Here is a 14,880-nt window from a genome sequence, read left to right on the forward strand (position 1 = left end):
CGCGCTATCTCAACTTCGGTGAATCATGTTGAACATTAAACTTAGCCTTATGTCGTTTACATTGCTCGCTTTAGCTGGCTGTCAAAGCATGCCCAAAGTTGCTCAAGAAACGCCAAGTCAGGCTTTTTCAGCCGAAACTGAGTCAGGGGAAGCCCAAGAGCGACTCAACCAGATCAATTTTAAACAGCTCAAAAAAGAACAGAACCGTCCAATTATTGCCTTGGTGTTGGGGAGTGGTGGTGCACGTGGTTATGCACATATTGGCGCAATTCAAGTTTTAGAGCAGTCGGGGATTCGTCCCGACTTTATCGTGGGAACCAGTGCCGGTAGTATCGTCGGTTCACTGTATGCTAGCGGTAAAAATGCCAATCAAATTCGTGATATTGCGCTGAATATGAAAGCCAATGATGTGCGCGATATTCGTTTGGACATGAAAGGTTTCTTTGATGGTCAAAAAGTTGAAGACTATGTCAATGAGCAAGTGAACGACATTCCACTTCAACGCTTACCTATCCCGATGTATGTGGTGGCCACGCAGTTAAAAGAAGGCAAAAAAGTCGTCTTTAACTATGGCAATACTGGGCAAGCGGTTCGGGCATCGGTGTCGATCCCGAGTATGTTTATTCCCACTAAAATTGGTGCTGATGAATATGTGGATGGCGGTTTAGTCAGTCCCGTGCCTGTTGATGTGGCACGTAAGTTAGGGGCGGATATTATTATCGCGGTCGATATTCTGGCGCAGCCAATGTATACCGAAACCTCAAATGTTTGGGGGCTGTTTAACCAAAATATCAATATCATGCAAAAGAACCTTGCACAAATTGAGCTGAAAAATGCAGATATTGTGATTCAGCCAGACTTGCGTGAGAAAGTACATATTTTTGATGTCAGCGGACGTGAGTTGACCATGCAAGCTGGGGTCGATGCAACCGTTGCGCAGTTAGGACAGATTCAAAAAGTTTTTGCGCAGAAAAATTATAAGCAAAAATTGAATATTCAAAGTATTCAAGTAAGAACGCATTGATCACGCGTGATGTAGAAATAAAAGCCTGAATGGGCTTTTATACATCTCTATAACTCGAAATACAGTCAATCAGGCTAAAAAGCCATTTATATGCTGTGAAAATATCACAGCGAGAATGTTTTTGAATAAATTAAAATTTAAAGAAGGCCTATAGATTCAAAAGCTTAGTCTTCTTTATATATATTTTTTTGAATGATACTTAAATCACTATAAATAATAATGATGGTTTTGTTACCAAATTTAGCGTTCAAAACCGATATAATAAATGTCACATATCCTATTATCTTACCAATTAGAGAACGCGATGTCCCCATTAGATCAAATTGCTGCGGCTGCGGATGACCAGTCTGAACTCACTATGTCGGTCTTAATGACTCCTGATATGGCGAATTTTTCAGGAAATGTGCATGGTGGCACCATTTTGAAACTGTTAGACCAAGTGGCATATGCGTGTGCGAGTCGTTTTTCAGGAAGTTATGTGGTGACCTTATCGGTTGATAAAGTTAATTTTAAAGAGCCGATTCATGTGGGCGAGTTGGTGACTTTCTTGGCAAGCGTGAACCATGTCGGTCGTACTTCGATGGAAATTGGTATTCGTGTTGAAGCACAAAATATTCAAAAGCGTACAGTACGCCATACCAATAGTTGTTACTTCACCATGGTCGCGGTAGATGAAAATGGTAAGCCAAAACAAATTCCTGCATTGAATTTGGACAATGACTGGAAGCGTTGCCGTTTTGAAGCAGCAGAACAACGTAAGGTCGCGCGCTTACAAGAGAACCATCATCCTTCGTGCAGTATTTATAAAAAAGCATCACATAGTTAAGTTTAAAAAAAAGATCTCCTACATAGGGGATCTTTTTTTATGTCTGACGTTTATGTTTTGAATAGAAGCTCATATGGGAAAACTACGCAAATTTGGCTTTTTGCACCTGTTGATCTCAAACTTCTAAAGTCTATGCGCATAAATAAAAAGAAACCAAGACAGGATATATCATGGTTTCAAGTGACGCTAAAAAGTTGTTGCGATCCAGCAGGAGAGTAAAGCCACTGGATCTCTCAATATTTCAATTATTTAGCAGCTTTTTCTTGATTCGGTTGTTCTGCTGATGCTTCCGAAGCAGGTGCATTTGCACTTAAGTCTGTAGTTTCAGCTGTTTCTTGGGTTGATACTACAACTTTGTCTTCTTGAGCTGCTGCTTGTTGAGGTGCAGCAAAAGTTGCAAAGCTCGCAGCTGTTAAAGATGTTGCAATAATTAAGTGAGAAAGTTTCATGGTTTTGGCATCCTTATATTTTATAGATAAAATAGTTCAGACTGATCATCACATCAATTTGAACTGAGCTTCATGCTATCGCCTGAATATCTGCGGTTCAATCGAAGCAACAATGTGAAAAGTGCACATTACCTAAAACTACAGATGATGAAAAAATAGTGAGCTTTAAGTAACAAGTAGAAGTTTTTTGTGAATAGATTGAGATAAAAAGAAGAATTAATGATCAATATGGATGTTTGAAAACTCACATAAACTGTACAAAGCATGCGAATTAAGTGCGAAACCCTAATTTCAGTATTGAGTAAAATGTAAGGAAGTTTGTCCAATAGGGGTATAAATGAATGAAATGTCAGCTAACTGAATGCTGAGTGTTCGATGCCATGGATTTGAGATGAGAAAATTGGTTATTTAAATTAAGATAAAGGCTTATTTTATTGTGCTGTTTTTATCATATTCCATGCTAGGTATAAAATTTTGAAACTGATGTCGATGCCGCAGGCGGTTCCTACGCATATTATTTCGGGCTTTCTTGGTGCAGGTAAAACCACTTTGCTCATGCATTTGTTAGGTCAGAAACCGGAACATGAAATTTGGGCGGTACTGATGAATGAGTTTGGGAAAATTGGCGTAGATCAACAGCTCATGCCACAAACGGAAGGCTATGCGGTGAAAGAATTACTCGGTGGTTGTTTATGTTGTAGCAGCCAACTACCGATGCAAATAGCACTGTCTCGTTTGCTTTCAGAACAAAAGCCTGATCGGCTGTTTATTGAACCCACAGGCTTGGGACATCCAGCACAGTTACTGGAGCAACTGACCGAGCCACATTGGCACTCGACCCTGCACATGCGTGCTCCGATCACCGTGCTGGATGGTTCGCGTTTACATGATCATGCTTGGACAGCACAAAATCTTTATCAGGATCAATTAAAAGCGGCGCAGATTGTGGTGGTTTCGCATCAAGCTCATATGCAAAAAGCAGATCAAGATGCTCTTGAAAAACTGCAAACCGAATATCAGCCTTATGCTCAGCAGTGGCTGATGGCAGAGCAGGGCAAGATTGAGCTTGCGCAAATCGATTTTGAGTACATCGGAACAAAACGATTCAAGCAGCCTTTACTGAACATTCAGCAACAGTTGAAAGCGACTCAACAAGATTTTCCCGAGATTAAACAGTTGCCGTATCACTATGTAGAAACAGCGCAAGGTTATAGTGTTGCGGGTTGGAAAATGCCGAAACGTTGGGTTTTTGACTTTTACGATTTATTAGATTTACTTTGTGAACAGCAAGATTGGCGACGGATTAAAGGAATTTTCCATACCAATCAGGGGTGGAAGGCATTTAATTTCAATCCTGAACAATTTAACTATCAAGATGTCGAAGAAGGGATTGATAACCGAGTTGAGTTGATTGTTCAAAAACAAAGAGATTGGATGAGTTTTGAAAGCGCACTTTTTGCATGCCGCATTGAGCAATGACTTAAATTGTTTTAAGCAAAAAAAGCCGAAATCTTATATGCTAGTCGGCAAATTTGAGGATGGTATGTATGGCGCTTAAAGCTACAATTTATAAGGCAGATTTGAATATTGCCAATATGGATGTTCACCAATATGGGGATTATCAACTGACTTTGGCATTGCATCCTTCAGAAACTATTGAGCGTTTGATGGTGCGTTTGTTGGCATTTGCACGTTTTGCGGATGAAGCTTTAGAGTTTACCAAAGATTTATTTGAAACCAATGAGCCTGCGCTGTGGGAAAAAGACCTAACGGGTCAGTTGGTGAAATGGATTGAAGTGGGCAGCCCAGACGAAGATAAAGTGAAAAAAGCCAGTGCACGTTGTAAGCAAGTGGCGATTGTCACTTATGGCACAGCGGTCGATGAATGGTATAAGCGCAACAGTAAGTTGAAGACATTGAACAATGTTGAAATTTGGCAGTTGTCGACTGCAAGTACTGAAGCGGTTCAAGCCCTGTGTGAGCGGACTATGCAACTTCAGTTAAATGTAATGGATGGTGAGTGGACCTTAATTGGTGACCATGCACAAGCCATTATTGAGTGGACGCAATTGCAATAAACAAGCAGTTTAACTAGATTTATTGATTGAACAGGTTGGAGCGAGAACATGAGCGCAGAATTAGAAATTATTGATTTGGTTGTCGGTGAAGGTAAAGAAGCGGTTAAAGGTGCTTTAATCACCACGCATTATACGGGTTGGTTAGAAGATGGAACCAAATTTGACTCATCTTTAGACCGCGGGAACTACTTTGAAACTGTGATTGGGACAGGCCGTGTCATTAAAGGTTGGGACCAAGGGATTATGGGCATGAAAGTGGGTGGTAAACGTAAACTCATCGTGCCATCACATTTGGCTTATGGTGAGCGTAAAATGGGTAATATTATTCCTGCCAATTCAAATTTGATTTTTGAAATTGAGTTGTATGATGTAAAAACACGTGATTAATCAAAAATATTGATAAATAAAAGAGTCAATTACAAGGATGTATTTGATTCATTTGTAAAAACACTTGGTTTTTAAGAAAAACATTTGTAGATTAATTATTAGGCAGAGCGTATTTAAGGGAAGAGTCGCTTTTGTATAGCTCATTGAGCAAACGGTCTTTGTTTGGGTTTGTTTTAAGCTGTTTGCTGGTTTTAAGTTTGATACCTTCGACGTGGGCACAATATGAAGCTGAGCCCACGCAGTATTATTTGCATCAAAAAAATGTCAATGACATTCAATTCACCGAACAAACCACCAGTTATTTAAAAGGTACATGGTCTTATTATGACCAAGAGCTGATTTCTCAGCCTAATCGTAAACTCCCTTCTAAAACTACCGAATTGCCAATTTCATTTCAAGAACTTACAGGTAGTAATACGGGTTATGGGACTTTTGTCGGTCATTTCAAAATTCCGGATGAATTTATTGGCCGAAGGCTAGCCATTCATATCCCCAATCAAAATTGTGCTTATCGGGTTTATCTCAATGGCGATTTTTTAGTTCGTTTAGGGGATGTCGCGGATAATGCGGGAGCACAGCAAACAGAAAATGCACCGCGGATTGCTTATTTTGTCCCTGACAGCCCCTATTTTACTTTAAGTATACAAGCCTCAAACTTTAACAATTTACGCGGCGGCCTTGAAAGCCCCATGCATATTGGCATTGCTAAAACGATTAATCGACATTATCAGCAACTGATGATGAGTATCGCCATGATCTGTGGCGTGGTGTTTGGTGTAGGAATGTTCACCACCATGTTCTCGATGTTCCGTGGTTCAGATGAACGGAATAGTAAAAGTATTTTTGTTTTTGGTATTTTTATTTTATTTCTTGCCTTACATAATCTTTTTACTGCGCCATATGCTTATACGACCTTCCTAGATATCAACTGGTTGTGGGGCATACGTTTAGAATATTTATTTATCTATTTAGCGGTCATATTTTTTTTGAGCTATATGTATTTGCTCAATCAGTACTATTTACAGCGTTGGATTTATACCGTTTCCATTTTGGTTTTGACCTTGAATATCGTCATTACCTTGTTATCCGAGCAAGTTGTTTTTGAGCAGCTGGCTTTTTATAGCGCATTTTTCAGTATTGTTATTTTGCTTAATTTTGCCTATGGTTTTTACCTTACTTTAAAGACCAAACAAAAATATTCGAAAATCAATTTATACGCCGTGGTATTGCTGTGTATATCGGTCATTCATGACTTTTTACTAACGCTACATGTGATTGATTCTATTCATCTATCTTTTATCTCTACCAGTCTGTATGCACTTTTGGTGATGTTCCGACAATCACGTAACTATGCTTATCAGACTTACCATACCGAACGTTTAAATAATAATTTAATTGAATTGAATGATTCTTTAGAGCAAAAAGTGCAACAGCGCACCTCTCAATTACATGACTTAAATGAAAAACTCGAATATCAAATTCAAATTGATGCCTTAACAGGCGCCTATAATCGGCGTGCATTGAATCAGGAAATTCAGCAGCGCTTTATTGAAACACAACAAAATAGTCATGCAACTTTGGTTTTTGCCATGATGGATGTCGATTATTTCAAAAATTATAATGATTTCTATGGGCACCTAAAGGGCGATGAAGTTCTGCAAAATCTGGTCAAAGTGATTGGTGCAGTACTGCCACATAATGCCTACTTAGCACGCTATGGTGGGGAAGAGTTTGCCATTGTTTTATATAATGTCCCAATTGCGATTATTAGTCAGATTATGCAAACCGTTTTAGATGCAGTGCGTAGTGCGCGCTTTGAGCATCATAACCGCCTAGATGGCAAAGATTATGTAACTTTGAGTATGGGGGTGTCGTGGATGGATCATGAAACGATTTATGCCAATATTCATGACCTTATGAAAGCGGCCGATTTAAAGCTTTATCAAGCCAAAGAAGCGGGCCGTGATCAGATGAAAATGCCCAATGAATCCTATGAAAATGAGTGAATTTAGTTGAGTCATACTTCTGTTAATAAACCTTAGGATAAGAGTTTAACCATGGTCACCATTTTGGGATTTGGAATGTCTTGGACATGGATTTGAAAGCCATGTTTTTGATAAAAAGAGCATGCTGTTTGGGTGCTTTCTAAACTAATTTGGTGAATTTTTTTACGTTTAAGATGTTCAATAACGGTTTCTAATAAGGCTTTCCCAATACCGCGCTGTTGTTCAGCGGATGAAATATAATTGAGTAAAATACGACCTTGATCACTGACCATAATAAAACCCACTACGTGCTGATTGAGTACATAAACCCAGCTGTCGTTATAGTGCATCCACATAATCAGGTTGGATTGGGTTTTATTTTCTAGCCAAATTTGAATCGTACTTTCATGGCGATGATGGTCTTTGATACATGATCGAATACTGTCGTGCACGACATTTAAAATTTCAGGAATGTCCTGAAGTTGGGCTGCCCGTATCATCTTTTCTTCTTAGAGCTATAGAAACAGCTATTTCATGCTAGCGACTGTATTTATTAAATTGAATTACTGTTAGTACGGATGTAACTTTGTTGTTCAATCGCACTAAGTTAATTATTTTTTATAGTGATTTTGTGAGTGAAAAATCACATATCGTGATGCCTTTCACGTTTGTGCGAATATGTGTTGAATCACTTGAATTGGTCTGAGAATCAATACCCAATTACAAGTCATCGAATTGAGCATTTGAGTTCATACGTAGTCTGTTTTAATTAATTTGGTGTTTATTTGAGCGATAATGCTGTATTTTAAAAGGGAATATTGGTTACGAGAGCAGGGCATGGCGACATTTTTACTGATGATTTGCATACTCATTGCTTTGGTTGCGGCATCTATTATTGTAATCAAAATTCAAAAAAAGCACCGCTTTCTGAAGCGACAAAAAAAAGTGGTTGAATCGGAAGCAGCATCTGTGCAAATGGCAACGCATACCAATAGAGCACCTCAGGTTGAGCGTGTTATTGAAGTTGATGCTTATGAACAAGAGCTGTTCGATGACGTGGCGACTCTATTTTTAGATCAAGCGATATTGCTCACGGTCGAAGAAGATGCAACGTTAATGCAAAGCACATTATTGGTCAAAATGCCTGCGAAAACCCAGACGCAAATTCGCAAAATGGATTTAAATGAATGGTCTATTTTTTGGAGCTTTTATGATCAGTCGCTTGAATATTATGTAAGTCGTTATGGCATGTTTTATACGCATATTGACCGCAGTGGATGCGAGCATAAAAAAAGCTATCGTACTCGGGATTGATCTCTTGCTTAAGCCTCCACAGCGTCCATCACAGTCATGGATAACTGCTTAAGAATTCGCTCTGCAACATGAGTTAGATAGAAGTCATCCTGTTTTAAGCGTGTCATTAAAATTGCCCCCTCATAATCGGCAACACTGATTTTAGCCAGTGCCTCAGCTTGAGCAATAGGCATGACTTGCTGAAAGTAGTGCAACAACGCCAACTCCCAATCTTGGAAAATTGATTGAATTTTGAGATGAATTTGTTCGGATAAATGTGGGACTTCCAAAGACAGCATCCCGACTAAACAGCCTTGAACACCCATACTAAAAAAGCTGACAGCTTGCTGGTGCAAGTGTTCAAAGCGAACGCAATAATCTAAGTGCGTATCACACAAAATACTGAACAGTTTATGGTTTAAGTATTGCTGGCTGACTTGCAAAATATCTAAAACCAAAGCTTCTTTATTGGGATAATAATAATAAAATGCCGCTTTACTGAGCCCACAAGACTTTGCTAGTAAATCCATACTGGTGCCTGCATAACCATGGGTTTTAAAGGTTTGCATGCAATGCAACTGGATTTGTTCTTTACTCAGTTTTTGTGGGCGCATAGAGCTTTAACGTTCCGTAGTGGTTGGTAATGATAAATAGCCATTGAAAGTGTTCAGCATATCTTCCCAGATGGCTTCGGCCCCTTGGCGGAAATATCCCATGTGTCCAATTTCTTTCAAGCCATAGTCACTGGCTTCAATATTGCGATAATGCATGTTCGCATGCCGATAATGCTGCATAAATGCATGCCTTGAGTTCGGTAAAGCCCAGTCATCATCCAGTGCTGAAACAGCATAGATTGGGGTTTTGACCTGTGCATACTGTTCCAGTAAGTGTTGTTGCTCTGGATCTGCAAAAAAGTAGGTCGGATTTTTACACCATTTTCGCCACTGTGTGTAGACATCCACAGGTAAATCGGTGCCCATTTTCAGCAGGCTCCAAGGCAGATAGCCCTTTAGTGCAACCATCGGCGGGAAAATAATATTCCACATGACATGCACTTTCATTTTCTCCCGAAACGGCATATAGCCATGCCAACCCGCACCTGTGCCAAAGCAATACATCGCAGTGACTTGGTCATGGTTGCGGGTTAAACCGAGTGCTTGGCCTCCATAAGAGTGTCCAACCACAAAAATAGGTTTGTCATCTTTGCAGATAGAGTCAATGGCAGCCGACAAGTCTAGCTGTCCCCAGTCCAAATAGGACATGCTAAAACCTTTGAGTTGCTTCGGTGCAGAAAGCCCCACACCACGATAATCAAAAGTTAGGACTTGATAACCTAGAGCTACTGCATACTCGGCAAAGCGACGATAGAACTGCTGTGGTACACCTGTTGCACTGGCAACAATGATGTTGGCTTTGATCGGCTCAGATGAGCGATAACGTGTACCAACGAGTACATAACCATCGGTTGCTGAAAATTTTACAGTTTGTTTCTCAATTTGGGGCGAATCTAAATGGGTTGTGGCTTGCATCATCGTTTCTTCTTTTTTGTTAAATACTAAAGTCGGTTCCAGACTTTTGAGCTTTACTGTCCTTTAAACTGAGCAGGGCGGCGTTGTAGCATTGCCATGACACCTTCTTGGACATCTTGGGTTTTGAGTAGCGAGCTGAGGTGCTCTTGTAAATGTGCAAAGGCATAGTCTGCGCCGTGTTGTACTGCTTGTTGTGCAGAAGCCAGCGTGGCTTGAACGGCAAGTGGTGCAGCTTGTGCAATTGATTCTGCAAGGCTCAATGCTCGCTCTAATGCAGCATTTGGCGTGGATGCTTCTACGACCTCGGTAATTAAATTGAGGTCGAGAGCTACTTGTGCATTGAAGCTGTCACCTGTGAGTAGATAGCGCATAGCTTTGTTCCAACCCGCCGCTTGTACAAAGCGAACCGTTGCACCGCCAAAGGGTAAAATACCGCGCTGTACTTCCATTTGGGCAAATTGTGTATTGGCATCGGCAATCACCACATCGGCATTGAGCATCAGTTCAATTCCCGCGGTAAAACAAAAGCCTTGGACTGCCACAACCACGGGTTTGGTACGAGGTCTTGAACTGGTGCCCCAAGGGTTAATTTGTGACGCGGGAAAGTCGAAAACGCCTGCAGTGAGTTTGGGTTGCAACTCAACCAAATCAAGCCCAGCTGTAAAGTGTTCCCCGTGTGCAAAAATCACGGCACAGCGCAGTGAAGGATCATCCTCATATTCGGTGAGGGCCAGTGATAAGTCATGAATCATATGACTATCGAAAGCATTGCGCTTGGCTGCGCGATCTAAACCAATTAAAAATAACGAACCGCGAACTTCGCGACTGACACGACCTTGTTGTTCTGACATTTTGATTATTCCTACATCGTTTTATAAGTTTTTAAACGATTGTTAGAAAACTGTCAAAACTTATGCGTATTCATTCTGTGACTCGATAGTTTGATCCGATTCCCCGAAAAAAGAGCGACGTTTAGATTGAGCGGAATTGTCTTGCCTTTATTGAGTTTTTTTTCATAATAGCAGCACTTCTTTGAATACCAGTTGAACCATGTCTAGCCTTGAAATATTTGCAGTCATCATTAGCTTAATTGGGGTGACGTTGACCATTAAGCGCAATATGTGGTGTTGGTGGTTTAACTTCGCTGCTTTCTTGTTATATGCCTATTTGTTTTATACCTATAAGTTATATGGTGAAACCATTTTGCAGTTTTTCTTTGTGGTGGTGAACTTTTATGGTTTTTATCACTGGCTCAAAGGTAAACAACAAGACCATGATATTCGGATTGAACCGATTACAGCTCGGCAAGTGATTTTGCAAATGCTGCTTGCCGCTACGGCTGGCGGAATATTTGGTCTGAGCTTAAAGTATTTGACCGATGCAGCTGTACCGCTACTGGATGCGCAGCTCGCAGCGTTTAGTCTGTTGGCGACCTATTGGACCAGTCGTAAACATATTGCGACATGGGTGCTGTGGGTATTTGTCGATATTGTTTATGTCGGTATGTTTATCTATAAAGATTTGTTCCTAACCGCGGCTTTATATGCAGGCTTTGTTGGCTTGGCGGCTTTTGGCTGGTGGCAATGGACTCAGGTACGTCATAAACAACAGCTCAAAAGTGTATAGGCTGGGTAGTGTTGATTGATTTTAAACAAATACAATTGGCTCAATTTGAGTCGGTCATTGAACGGTTAAAAGGAAGTCCACAGCAATATTTGGACTTTATTTGGACTTTGCTTCGGTTGCGGATTTTTATCAGGCCACTTGGCTGGGTGATTTACCCAGCAGTGCAAGTTGGGCGGTTACAGGACTGGATGATGGGGCCGAGCATTTTGATATTCGCTTGGCCTGTTTTGAGCGCGTGGTTTTTATTTATATTGCAGATGATATTGTCATACAGAATGGCGCACATTGAAATCTAGATCACGGTATAGTCGGTGCTGGAACATCGTCTATATTTGACCTTTCTACAGGATGACGAGATCCAGTTTTCAGTCCTGATCAGGGCATGGATGTTTACAAAAACAAAAAATAAAGGATTTAATGCTATGGCACATCAGTTTGTAGTCAATGCCACCATCAAAGGTGTTTCATTGGATGACTTCCGTCGACTCGCAGCCAATATCAGCTTACATGAAAATGTTTGTCGTCGTATTCCCGGTGAGAAGTTGGAAATTTTGGAGTCGAATAAAGTCGGCGATATTTATACCCTCAAGCGCGCGTATAATTTGGATGTCAATATTCCCGATATTGCGAAGAAATTTCTAAAAGATGCATTTCGTTTACAACGTACCGACGTCAGCAATTTAGTTGTGCTCAGCTCGGAAGTCCGTTTAGACCCTAACCTACCTTTAGAAGCTGTGTGCCAACGTAGTGTATCGGGTAATGATAAGCAGATTCACTTTCAACTGGAATGGAAGGTAAAAGTGAAAGTGCCATTAATTGGCGGTATGTTAGAAAAACATGCTGAAGGCGAAATTCGTAAGTTTAGCCAAATCGAGCTTGATATTGTGGAAGATGAACTGCGCCAAAATCTGCATGCAGAAACCTTAAGCTAAAGGCTTTGACCTCATGTTTTCAAAGTAGCTTGCATAAAAAGAAACCCTTCGATTGAAGGGTTTTATCATTTTAGTGCTTCGCCTCGAATTGAGCTCGATAAACCAAAGCTGTGAAGAAGCAAACCAAACAGACCAGCCAAATATAATACATCGCGCCAATGTTGCTATAGAGGCTGAGCCATTGAACCAAAGGCAGTGTGATACCTCCTGCAATGGCATAGGCGACATTGTAGGAAAACGAAATACCCGAAAAGCGGATCGGAGCAGGGAACATTTTGACCATGCTATAGGACACAAGCCCAACCGTGCCTGAAAAGAATCCCAAAAGCATATACAGTGCAAACACAGTAGTTGGACTGACCGCACCTAAACTGTGATAGAAAATGGTCGCGATAGCGGCGACACCGATTGAGCCAAAAACCAAGACCTTGGCTGCACCAAAGTGATCTGCCAATGTCCCAGCGAGTATGCATCCCAGCATTTGCATGATGATCGCAGCACTTTGCATTTGAAAAGCATCGCTACGTTCAAATCCAAAGGCGCCTGTCAGTAAGTTTGGCATGGCTAAAATTAGTACTACTACACAAGCAGTTAAGAACCAAGTCAAGAGCATGCCAATCACCACGGCAGTTTTATGACTGGCTAAGACTTGTTTCACTGGCATTTCTTTGGATAATTCTTTACGTGCTTGCATGGCTTTGAATACTGGGGTCTCTTTCAAATAACTACGTAAATACAAGGCCACTAAGCCAAAAATACCACCCACAATAAAGGGAATGCGCCATGCCCAATCATGTATAGCTGCTTCACTAAACTGAAGAGAAATGAACAGTGACATTAAAGCACCGAGCAAGATGCCGAGTGACAAACCAGCCGTAAGTAAGCCATTGGCAAAACCAATTTTTTCAGATGGAACATGTTCAGAAACAAAGGTCCATGCCGCTGGAATTTCTCCACCAATTGCAATGCCTTGTACCACTCGCATAAAGAGTAATAGCAGCGGCGCAGCATAGCCAATCGTTTCAAAAGTTGGCATGACCCCGATCATGAGGGTGGGTAAAGCCATGAGCAAAATAGATAAGCTAAATAGACGCTTACGCCCGATGAGGTCGCCAAAGTGCGCCATGACCACACCGCCAAGTGGACGAAAGAAGTAACCTGCGGCGAAAATACCGTAAGTATTCAGCATCGCCCAAAATGGGCTAAGCCCTGCGGGAAAGAATAACTCAGAAATAATTTTGGCGTAAAAAACATAAATAACAAAGTCATAGAACTCAAGTGCACCACCGAGTGATGACAGCCCAAGGGTACGTTTGTCTTCTCTGGTCAAACGTGGTGTTGCATCCATGCGTATATTTCCAAAGCTAAATAAAGGTTTATATTTGATTTTAAAGAAGTCTTTTTTGAATGAATAATCAATCTTTCTTTACTGGGTTTGAACTAAAAATTATACATGAATCAACATCGTTGATTTGATGGTCAACGTAAATATATAACGCAGGCGAGATAAAAGGCTTATGATATAAAAAGAATAAATAGGTATAAAAATTTAGGATTTGTGTATGAGTGTCATTTTACCTGTTGCACAACGTGGTGAAGATATTTTAAGACTCAAAGCTGCTCGCGTCGCAGATGCAGAATTTAATAGCGACTGGCTCATGCAGTTGGCCTCGGCCATGATTGCGACCATGTTAGAGCGGAGCGGTGTGGGCATTGCTGCACCACAAGTCTATATTTCAAAGCGGGTCATTATTGTGGCTTCACGGCCAAATTTACGCTATCCCGATGCGCCTGAAATGGACGCCGTGGTGATGGTCAATCCTGAAATTTTAGAGTTTTCGCAAGCAATGACCTTGGGTGAAGAAGGCTGTTTAAGTGTGCCGAATGAACGCGGACAGGTACAGCGTGCGCAAAGTATTAAGGTGCTGTATCACACTTTGACTGGTGAGGTAATGGAAAGCACTTTTGAAGGTTTTCCTGCACGCATTGTGCAACATGAAATCGATCATCTCAATGGTATTTTATTTGTCGATCGCCTGAGTGCTTAGTCACGAGTGTCATTTTATTCATCTTTATATTTAAACTGTTGCGGGGTCTGTCCCAAATGACGTTTAAACATGGTACTAAATGCACTCGGATTGCTATAGCCAAGAGATCTTGCAATCTGCGCGACAGATTCACCACTGGCAATTTTACTTAAGGCATGGGCAATATGCATTTGCTGAACCCATGTGCGATAAGACAGCCCCGTTTCCTTTTGAAACATGCGCATCAAGGTTCTGGAGCTGGTGCCAATTTCATCTGCCCATGTGCTTAAATCTTTTAACTGATCTGGTGTACTTAACAGTGCTTGGCAAATATTCATTAAGCGTTTGTCTTGTGGCCACGGAATTTGAATGGGCAACAGATTGGCTTTATGAATTTCATCAAAAATTAAAATCTGTAAAGATCGAGACAGTTCATCAGAGCTGATCAGCTCGGAAGGTGGAATGTGTTCTATCGCATTGAGCCGAATCAATAACTCATGCAATAACTTGCTGACCCGAATAATAAAACAATGTTGCCCCAGCAGTGCAGCTGCATCGGCCTGAACCAATGCAGTATAGTCAAATCATTATAAAACCAATACAATGGTGCAATGAGTTATTCAGAACATTTTAGACGTAAAATTTTAGCTAAGCTTGAGGAAGGTTATTCTATTCGAGCGGTAGCTGCACAATTTGAAATTAATAAAAATACCATTGTTGAATG

Annotated in this window: 17 protein-coding genes and 2 pseudogenes; 12 read left to right on the forward strand and 7 right to left on the reverse strand. The window is 40.9% G+C overall.

Annotated elements, in window-relative coordinates; genetic code table 11:
- Positions 1-25 precede the first annotated feature (25 nt).
- Entirely contained in the window at positions 26-1,024 is a 999-nt protein-coding gene (locus MF4640_RS01280; RefSeq protein ID WP_078388427.1) for a patatin-like phospholipase family protein, read from the forward strand.
- 304 nt (positions 1,025-1,328) lie between these two features.
- Positions 1,329-1,850: an acyl-CoA thioesterase gene (locus MF4640_RS01285; protein WP_004694449.1), complete on the forward strand. Its 522-nt coding sequence runs from the start codon at positions 1,329-1,331 to the stop codon at positions 1,848-1,850.
- A 245-nt stretch (positions 1,851-2,095) separates the two neighbouring features.
- On the opposite strand, the gene MF4640_RS01295 is transcribed toward MF4640_RS01285, so the two are convergent.
- Entirely contained in the window at positions 2,096-2,299 is a 204-nt protein-coding gene (locus MF4640_RS01295; RefSeq protein ID WP_058869180.1) for a hypothetical protein, read from the reverse strand.
- 474 nt (positions 2,300-2,773) lie between these two features.
- Between MF4640_RS01295 and MF4640_RS01300 the strand changes: the two genes are divergently transcribed.
- The 4 genes from MF4640_RS01300 (at position 2,774) to MF4640_RS01315 (ending at position 6,770) form a co-directional block, all read left to right on the forward strand.
- Positions 2,774-3,778: a CobW family GTP-binding protein gene (locus tag MF4640_RS01300; protein ID WP_193791548.1), complete on the forward strand. Its 1,005-nt coding sequence runs from the start codon at positions 2,774-2,776 to the stop codon at positions 3,776-3,778.
- 68 nt (positions 3,779-3,846) lie between these two features.
- On the forward strand, positions 3,847-4,377 hold the full coding sequence (locus MF4640_RS01305) for a YaeQ family protein (RefSeq protein WP_004981095.1): 531 nt from the start codon (positions 3,847-3,849) through the stop codon (positions 4,375-4,377).
- 48 nt (positions 4,378-4,425) lie between these two features.
- Positions 4,426-4,764 carry an FKBP-type peptidyl-prolyl cis-trans isomerase gene (locus MF4640_RS01310; protein ID WP_004981094.1) on the forward strand — a complete coding sequence of 113 codons (339 nt, stop codon included), beginning with the start codon at positions 4,426-4,428 and terminating at the stop codon, positions 4,762-4,764.
- 158 nt (positions 4,765-4,922) lie between these two features.
- Positions 4,923-6,770 (forward strand): diguanylate cyclase domain-containing protein, encoded by a 1,848-nt coding sequence (locus tag MF4640_RS01315; RefSeq protein WP_413772686.1) that lies wholly within the window; start codon positions 4,923-4,925, stop codon positions 6,768-6,770.
- Positions 6,771-6,802: 32 nt separating this feature from the next.
- Here the strand turns inward: MF4640_RS01315 and MF4640_RS01320 are convergent, their stop codons facing one another.
- Positions 6,803-7,249 carry a GNAT family N-acetyltransferase gene (locus tag MF4640_RS01320; RefSeq protein WP_078388431.1) on the reverse strand — a complete coding sequence of 149 codons (447 nt, stop codon included), beginning with the start codon at positions 7,247-7,249 and terminating at the stop codon, positions 6,803-6,805.
- 295 nt (positions 7,250-7,544) lie between these two features.
- Here MF4640_RS01320 and MF4640_RS01325 point away from each other — a divergent pair, with 295 nt between their 5' ends.
- The gene (locus MF4640_RS01325; RefSeq protein ID WP_078388432.1) at positions 7,545-8,063 is read left to right on the forward strand and encodes a hypothetical protein; all 519 of its coding nucleotides are present in this window, start codon (positions 7,545-7,547) and stop codon (positions 8,061-8,063) included.
- An 8-nt stretch (positions 8,064-8,071) separates the two neighbouring features.
- On the opposite strand, the gene MF4640_RS01330 is transcribed toward MF4640_RS01325, so the two are convergent.
- From MF4640_RS01330 to MF4640_RS01340, 3 genes are read right to left on the reverse strand one after another with little or no spacing between them, the layout of a single operon-like run.
- The gene (locus MF4640_RS01330; protein ID WP_078388433.1) at positions 8,072-8,656 is read right to left on the reverse strand and encodes a TetR/AcrR family transcriptional regulator; all 585 of its coding nucleotides are present in this window, start codon (positions 8,654-8,656) and stop codon (positions 8,072-8,074) included.
- A gap of 6 nt (positions 8,657-8,662) precedes the next feature.
- The gene (locus tag MF4640_RS01335) at positions 8,663-9,571 is read right to left on the reverse strand and encodes an alpha/beta fold hydrolase (RefSeq protein WP_078388441.1); all 909 of its coding nucleotides are present in this window, start codon (positions 9,569-9,571) and stop codon (positions 8,663-8,665) included.
- A 53-nt stretch (positions 9,572-9,624) separates the two neighbouring features.
- Positions 9,625-10,422: a crotonase/enoyl-CoA hydratase family protein gene (locus MF4640_RS01340; protein WP_078388434.1), complete on the reverse strand. Its 798-nt coding sequence runs from the start codon at positions 10,420-10,422 to the stop codon at positions 9,625-9,627.
- A gap of 199 nt (positions 10,423-10,621) precedes the next feature.
- On the opposite strand from MF4640_RS01340, the gene pnuC reads away from it, so the two are divergent.
- The 3 genes from pnuC (at position 10,622) to MF4640_RS01355 (ending at position 12,129) form a co-directional block, all read left to right on the forward strand.
- On the forward strand, positions 10,622-11,197 hold the full coding sequence (gene pnuC / locus MF4640_RS01345; protein WP_004694427.1) for a nicotinamide riboside transporter PnuC: 576 nt from the start codon (positions 10,622-10,624) through the stop codon (positions 11,195-11,197).
- 100 nt (positions 11,198-11,297) lie between these two features.
- Positions 11,298-11,486 (forward strand): hypothetical protein, encoded by a 189-nt coding sequence (locus MF4640_RS01350; protein WP_413772687.1) that lies wholly within the window; start codon positions 11,298-11,300, stop codon positions 11,484-11,486.
- A 133-nt stretch (positions 11,487-11,619) separates the two neighbouring features.
- Positions 11,620-12,129 (forward strand): DUF2505 family protein, encoded by a 510-nt coding sequence (locus tag MF4640_RS01355; RefSeq protein ID WP_078388442.1) that lies wholly within the window; start codon positions 11,620-11,622, stop codon positions 12,127-12,129.
- Positions 12,130-12,199: 70 nt separating this feature from the next.
- Here MF4640_RS01355 and MF4640_RS01360 read toward each other — a convergent pair whose 3' ends face one another.
- A complete protein-coding gene (locus MF4640_RS01360) occupies positions 12,200-13,477 on the reverse strand; it encodes an MFS transporter (protein ID WP_078388435.1) in 1,278 nt (425 codons plus the stop codon).
- A gap of 214 nt (positions 13,478-13,691) precedes the next feature.
- On the opposite strand from MF4640_RS01360, the gene def reads away from it, so the two are divergent.
- The gene (def, locus tag MF4640_RS01365; protein ID WP_058869191.1) at positions 13,692-14,177 is read left to right on the forward strand and encodes a peptide deformylase; all 486 of its coding nucleotides are present in this window, start codon (positions 13,692-13,694) and stop codon (positions 14,175-14,177) included.
- A gap of 14 nt (positions 14,178-14,191) precedes the next feature.
- On the opposite strand, the pseudogene MF4640_RS01370 reads toward def, so the two are convergent.
- Positions 14,192-14,731 (reverse strand): annotated as a pseudogene (locus MF4640_RS01370) (helix-turn-helix domain-containing protein); the annotation flags it as partial.
- A 36-nt stretch (positions 14,732-14,767) separates the two neighbouring features.
- Between MF4640_RS01370 and MF4640_RS19655 the strand changes: the two are divergent.
- Positions 14,768-14,880 (forward strand): annotated as a pseudogene (locus MF4640_RS19655) (transposase); the annotation flags it as partial.

Origin of the sequence: Acinetobacter sp. MF4640 (assembly GCF_002018895.1) — a bacterium.
Classification (GTDB): domain Bacteria; phylum Pseudomonadota; class Gammaproteobacteria; order Pseudomonadales; family Moraxellaceae; genus Acinetobacter; species Acinetobacter johnsonii.

Coding starts and splice junctions, on each gene's coding strand:
- MF4640_RS01280 (WP_078388427.1), top strand. CDS start 26: ATGTTGAACATTAAACTTAGCCTTATGTCGTTTACATTGCTCGCTTTA.
- MF4640_RS01285 (WP_004694449.1), top strand. CDS start 1,329: ATGTCCCCATTAGATCAAATTGCTGCGGCTGCGGATGACCAGTCTGAA.
- MF4640_RS01295 (WP_058869180.1), bottom strand. CDS start 2,299: ATGAAACTTTCTCACTTAATTATTGCAACATCTTTAACAGCTGCGAGC.
- MF4640_RS01305 (WP_004981095.1), top strand. CDS start 3,847: ATGGCGCTTAAAGCTACAATTTATAAGGCAGATTTGAATATTGCCAAT.
- MF4640_RS01310 (WP_004981094.1), top strand. CDS start 4,426: ATGAGCGCAGAATTAGAAATTATTGATTTGGTTGTCGGTGAAGGTAAA.
- MF4640_RS01320 (WP_078388431.1), bottom strand. CDS start 7,249: ATGATACGGGCAGCCCAACTTCAGGACATTCCTGAAATTTTAAATGTC.
- MF4640_RS01325 (WP_078388432.1), top strand. CDS start 7,545: ATGCTGTATTTTAAAAGGGAATATTGGTTACGAGAGCAGGGCATGGCG.
- MF4640_RS01330 (WP_078388433.1), bottom strand. CDS start 8,656: ATGCGCCCACAAAAACTGAGTAAAGAACAAATCCAGTTGCATTGCATG.
- MF4640_RS01335 (WP_078388441.1), bottom strand. CDS start 9,571: ATGCAAGCCACAACCCATTTAGATTCGCCCCAAATTGAGAAACAAACT.
- MF4640_RS01340 (WP_078388434.1), bottom strand. CDS start 10,422: ATGTCAGAACAACAAGGTCGTGTCAGTCGCGAAGTTCGCGGTTCGTTA.
- pnuC (WP_004694427.1), top strand. CDS start 10,622: ATGTCTAGCCTTGAAATATTTGCAGTCATCATTAGCTTAATTGGGGTG.
- MF4640_RS01355 (WP_078388442.1), top strand. CDS start 11,620: ATGGCACATCAGTTTGTAGTCAATGCCACCATCAAAGGTGTTTCATTG.
- MF4640_RS01360 (WP_078388435.1), bottom strand. CDS start 13,477: ATGGATGCAACACCACGTTTGACCAGAGAAGACAAACGTACCCTTGGG.
- def (WP_058869191.1), top strand. CDS start 13,692: ATGAGTGTCATTTTACCTGTTGCACAACGTGGTGAAGATATTTTAAGA.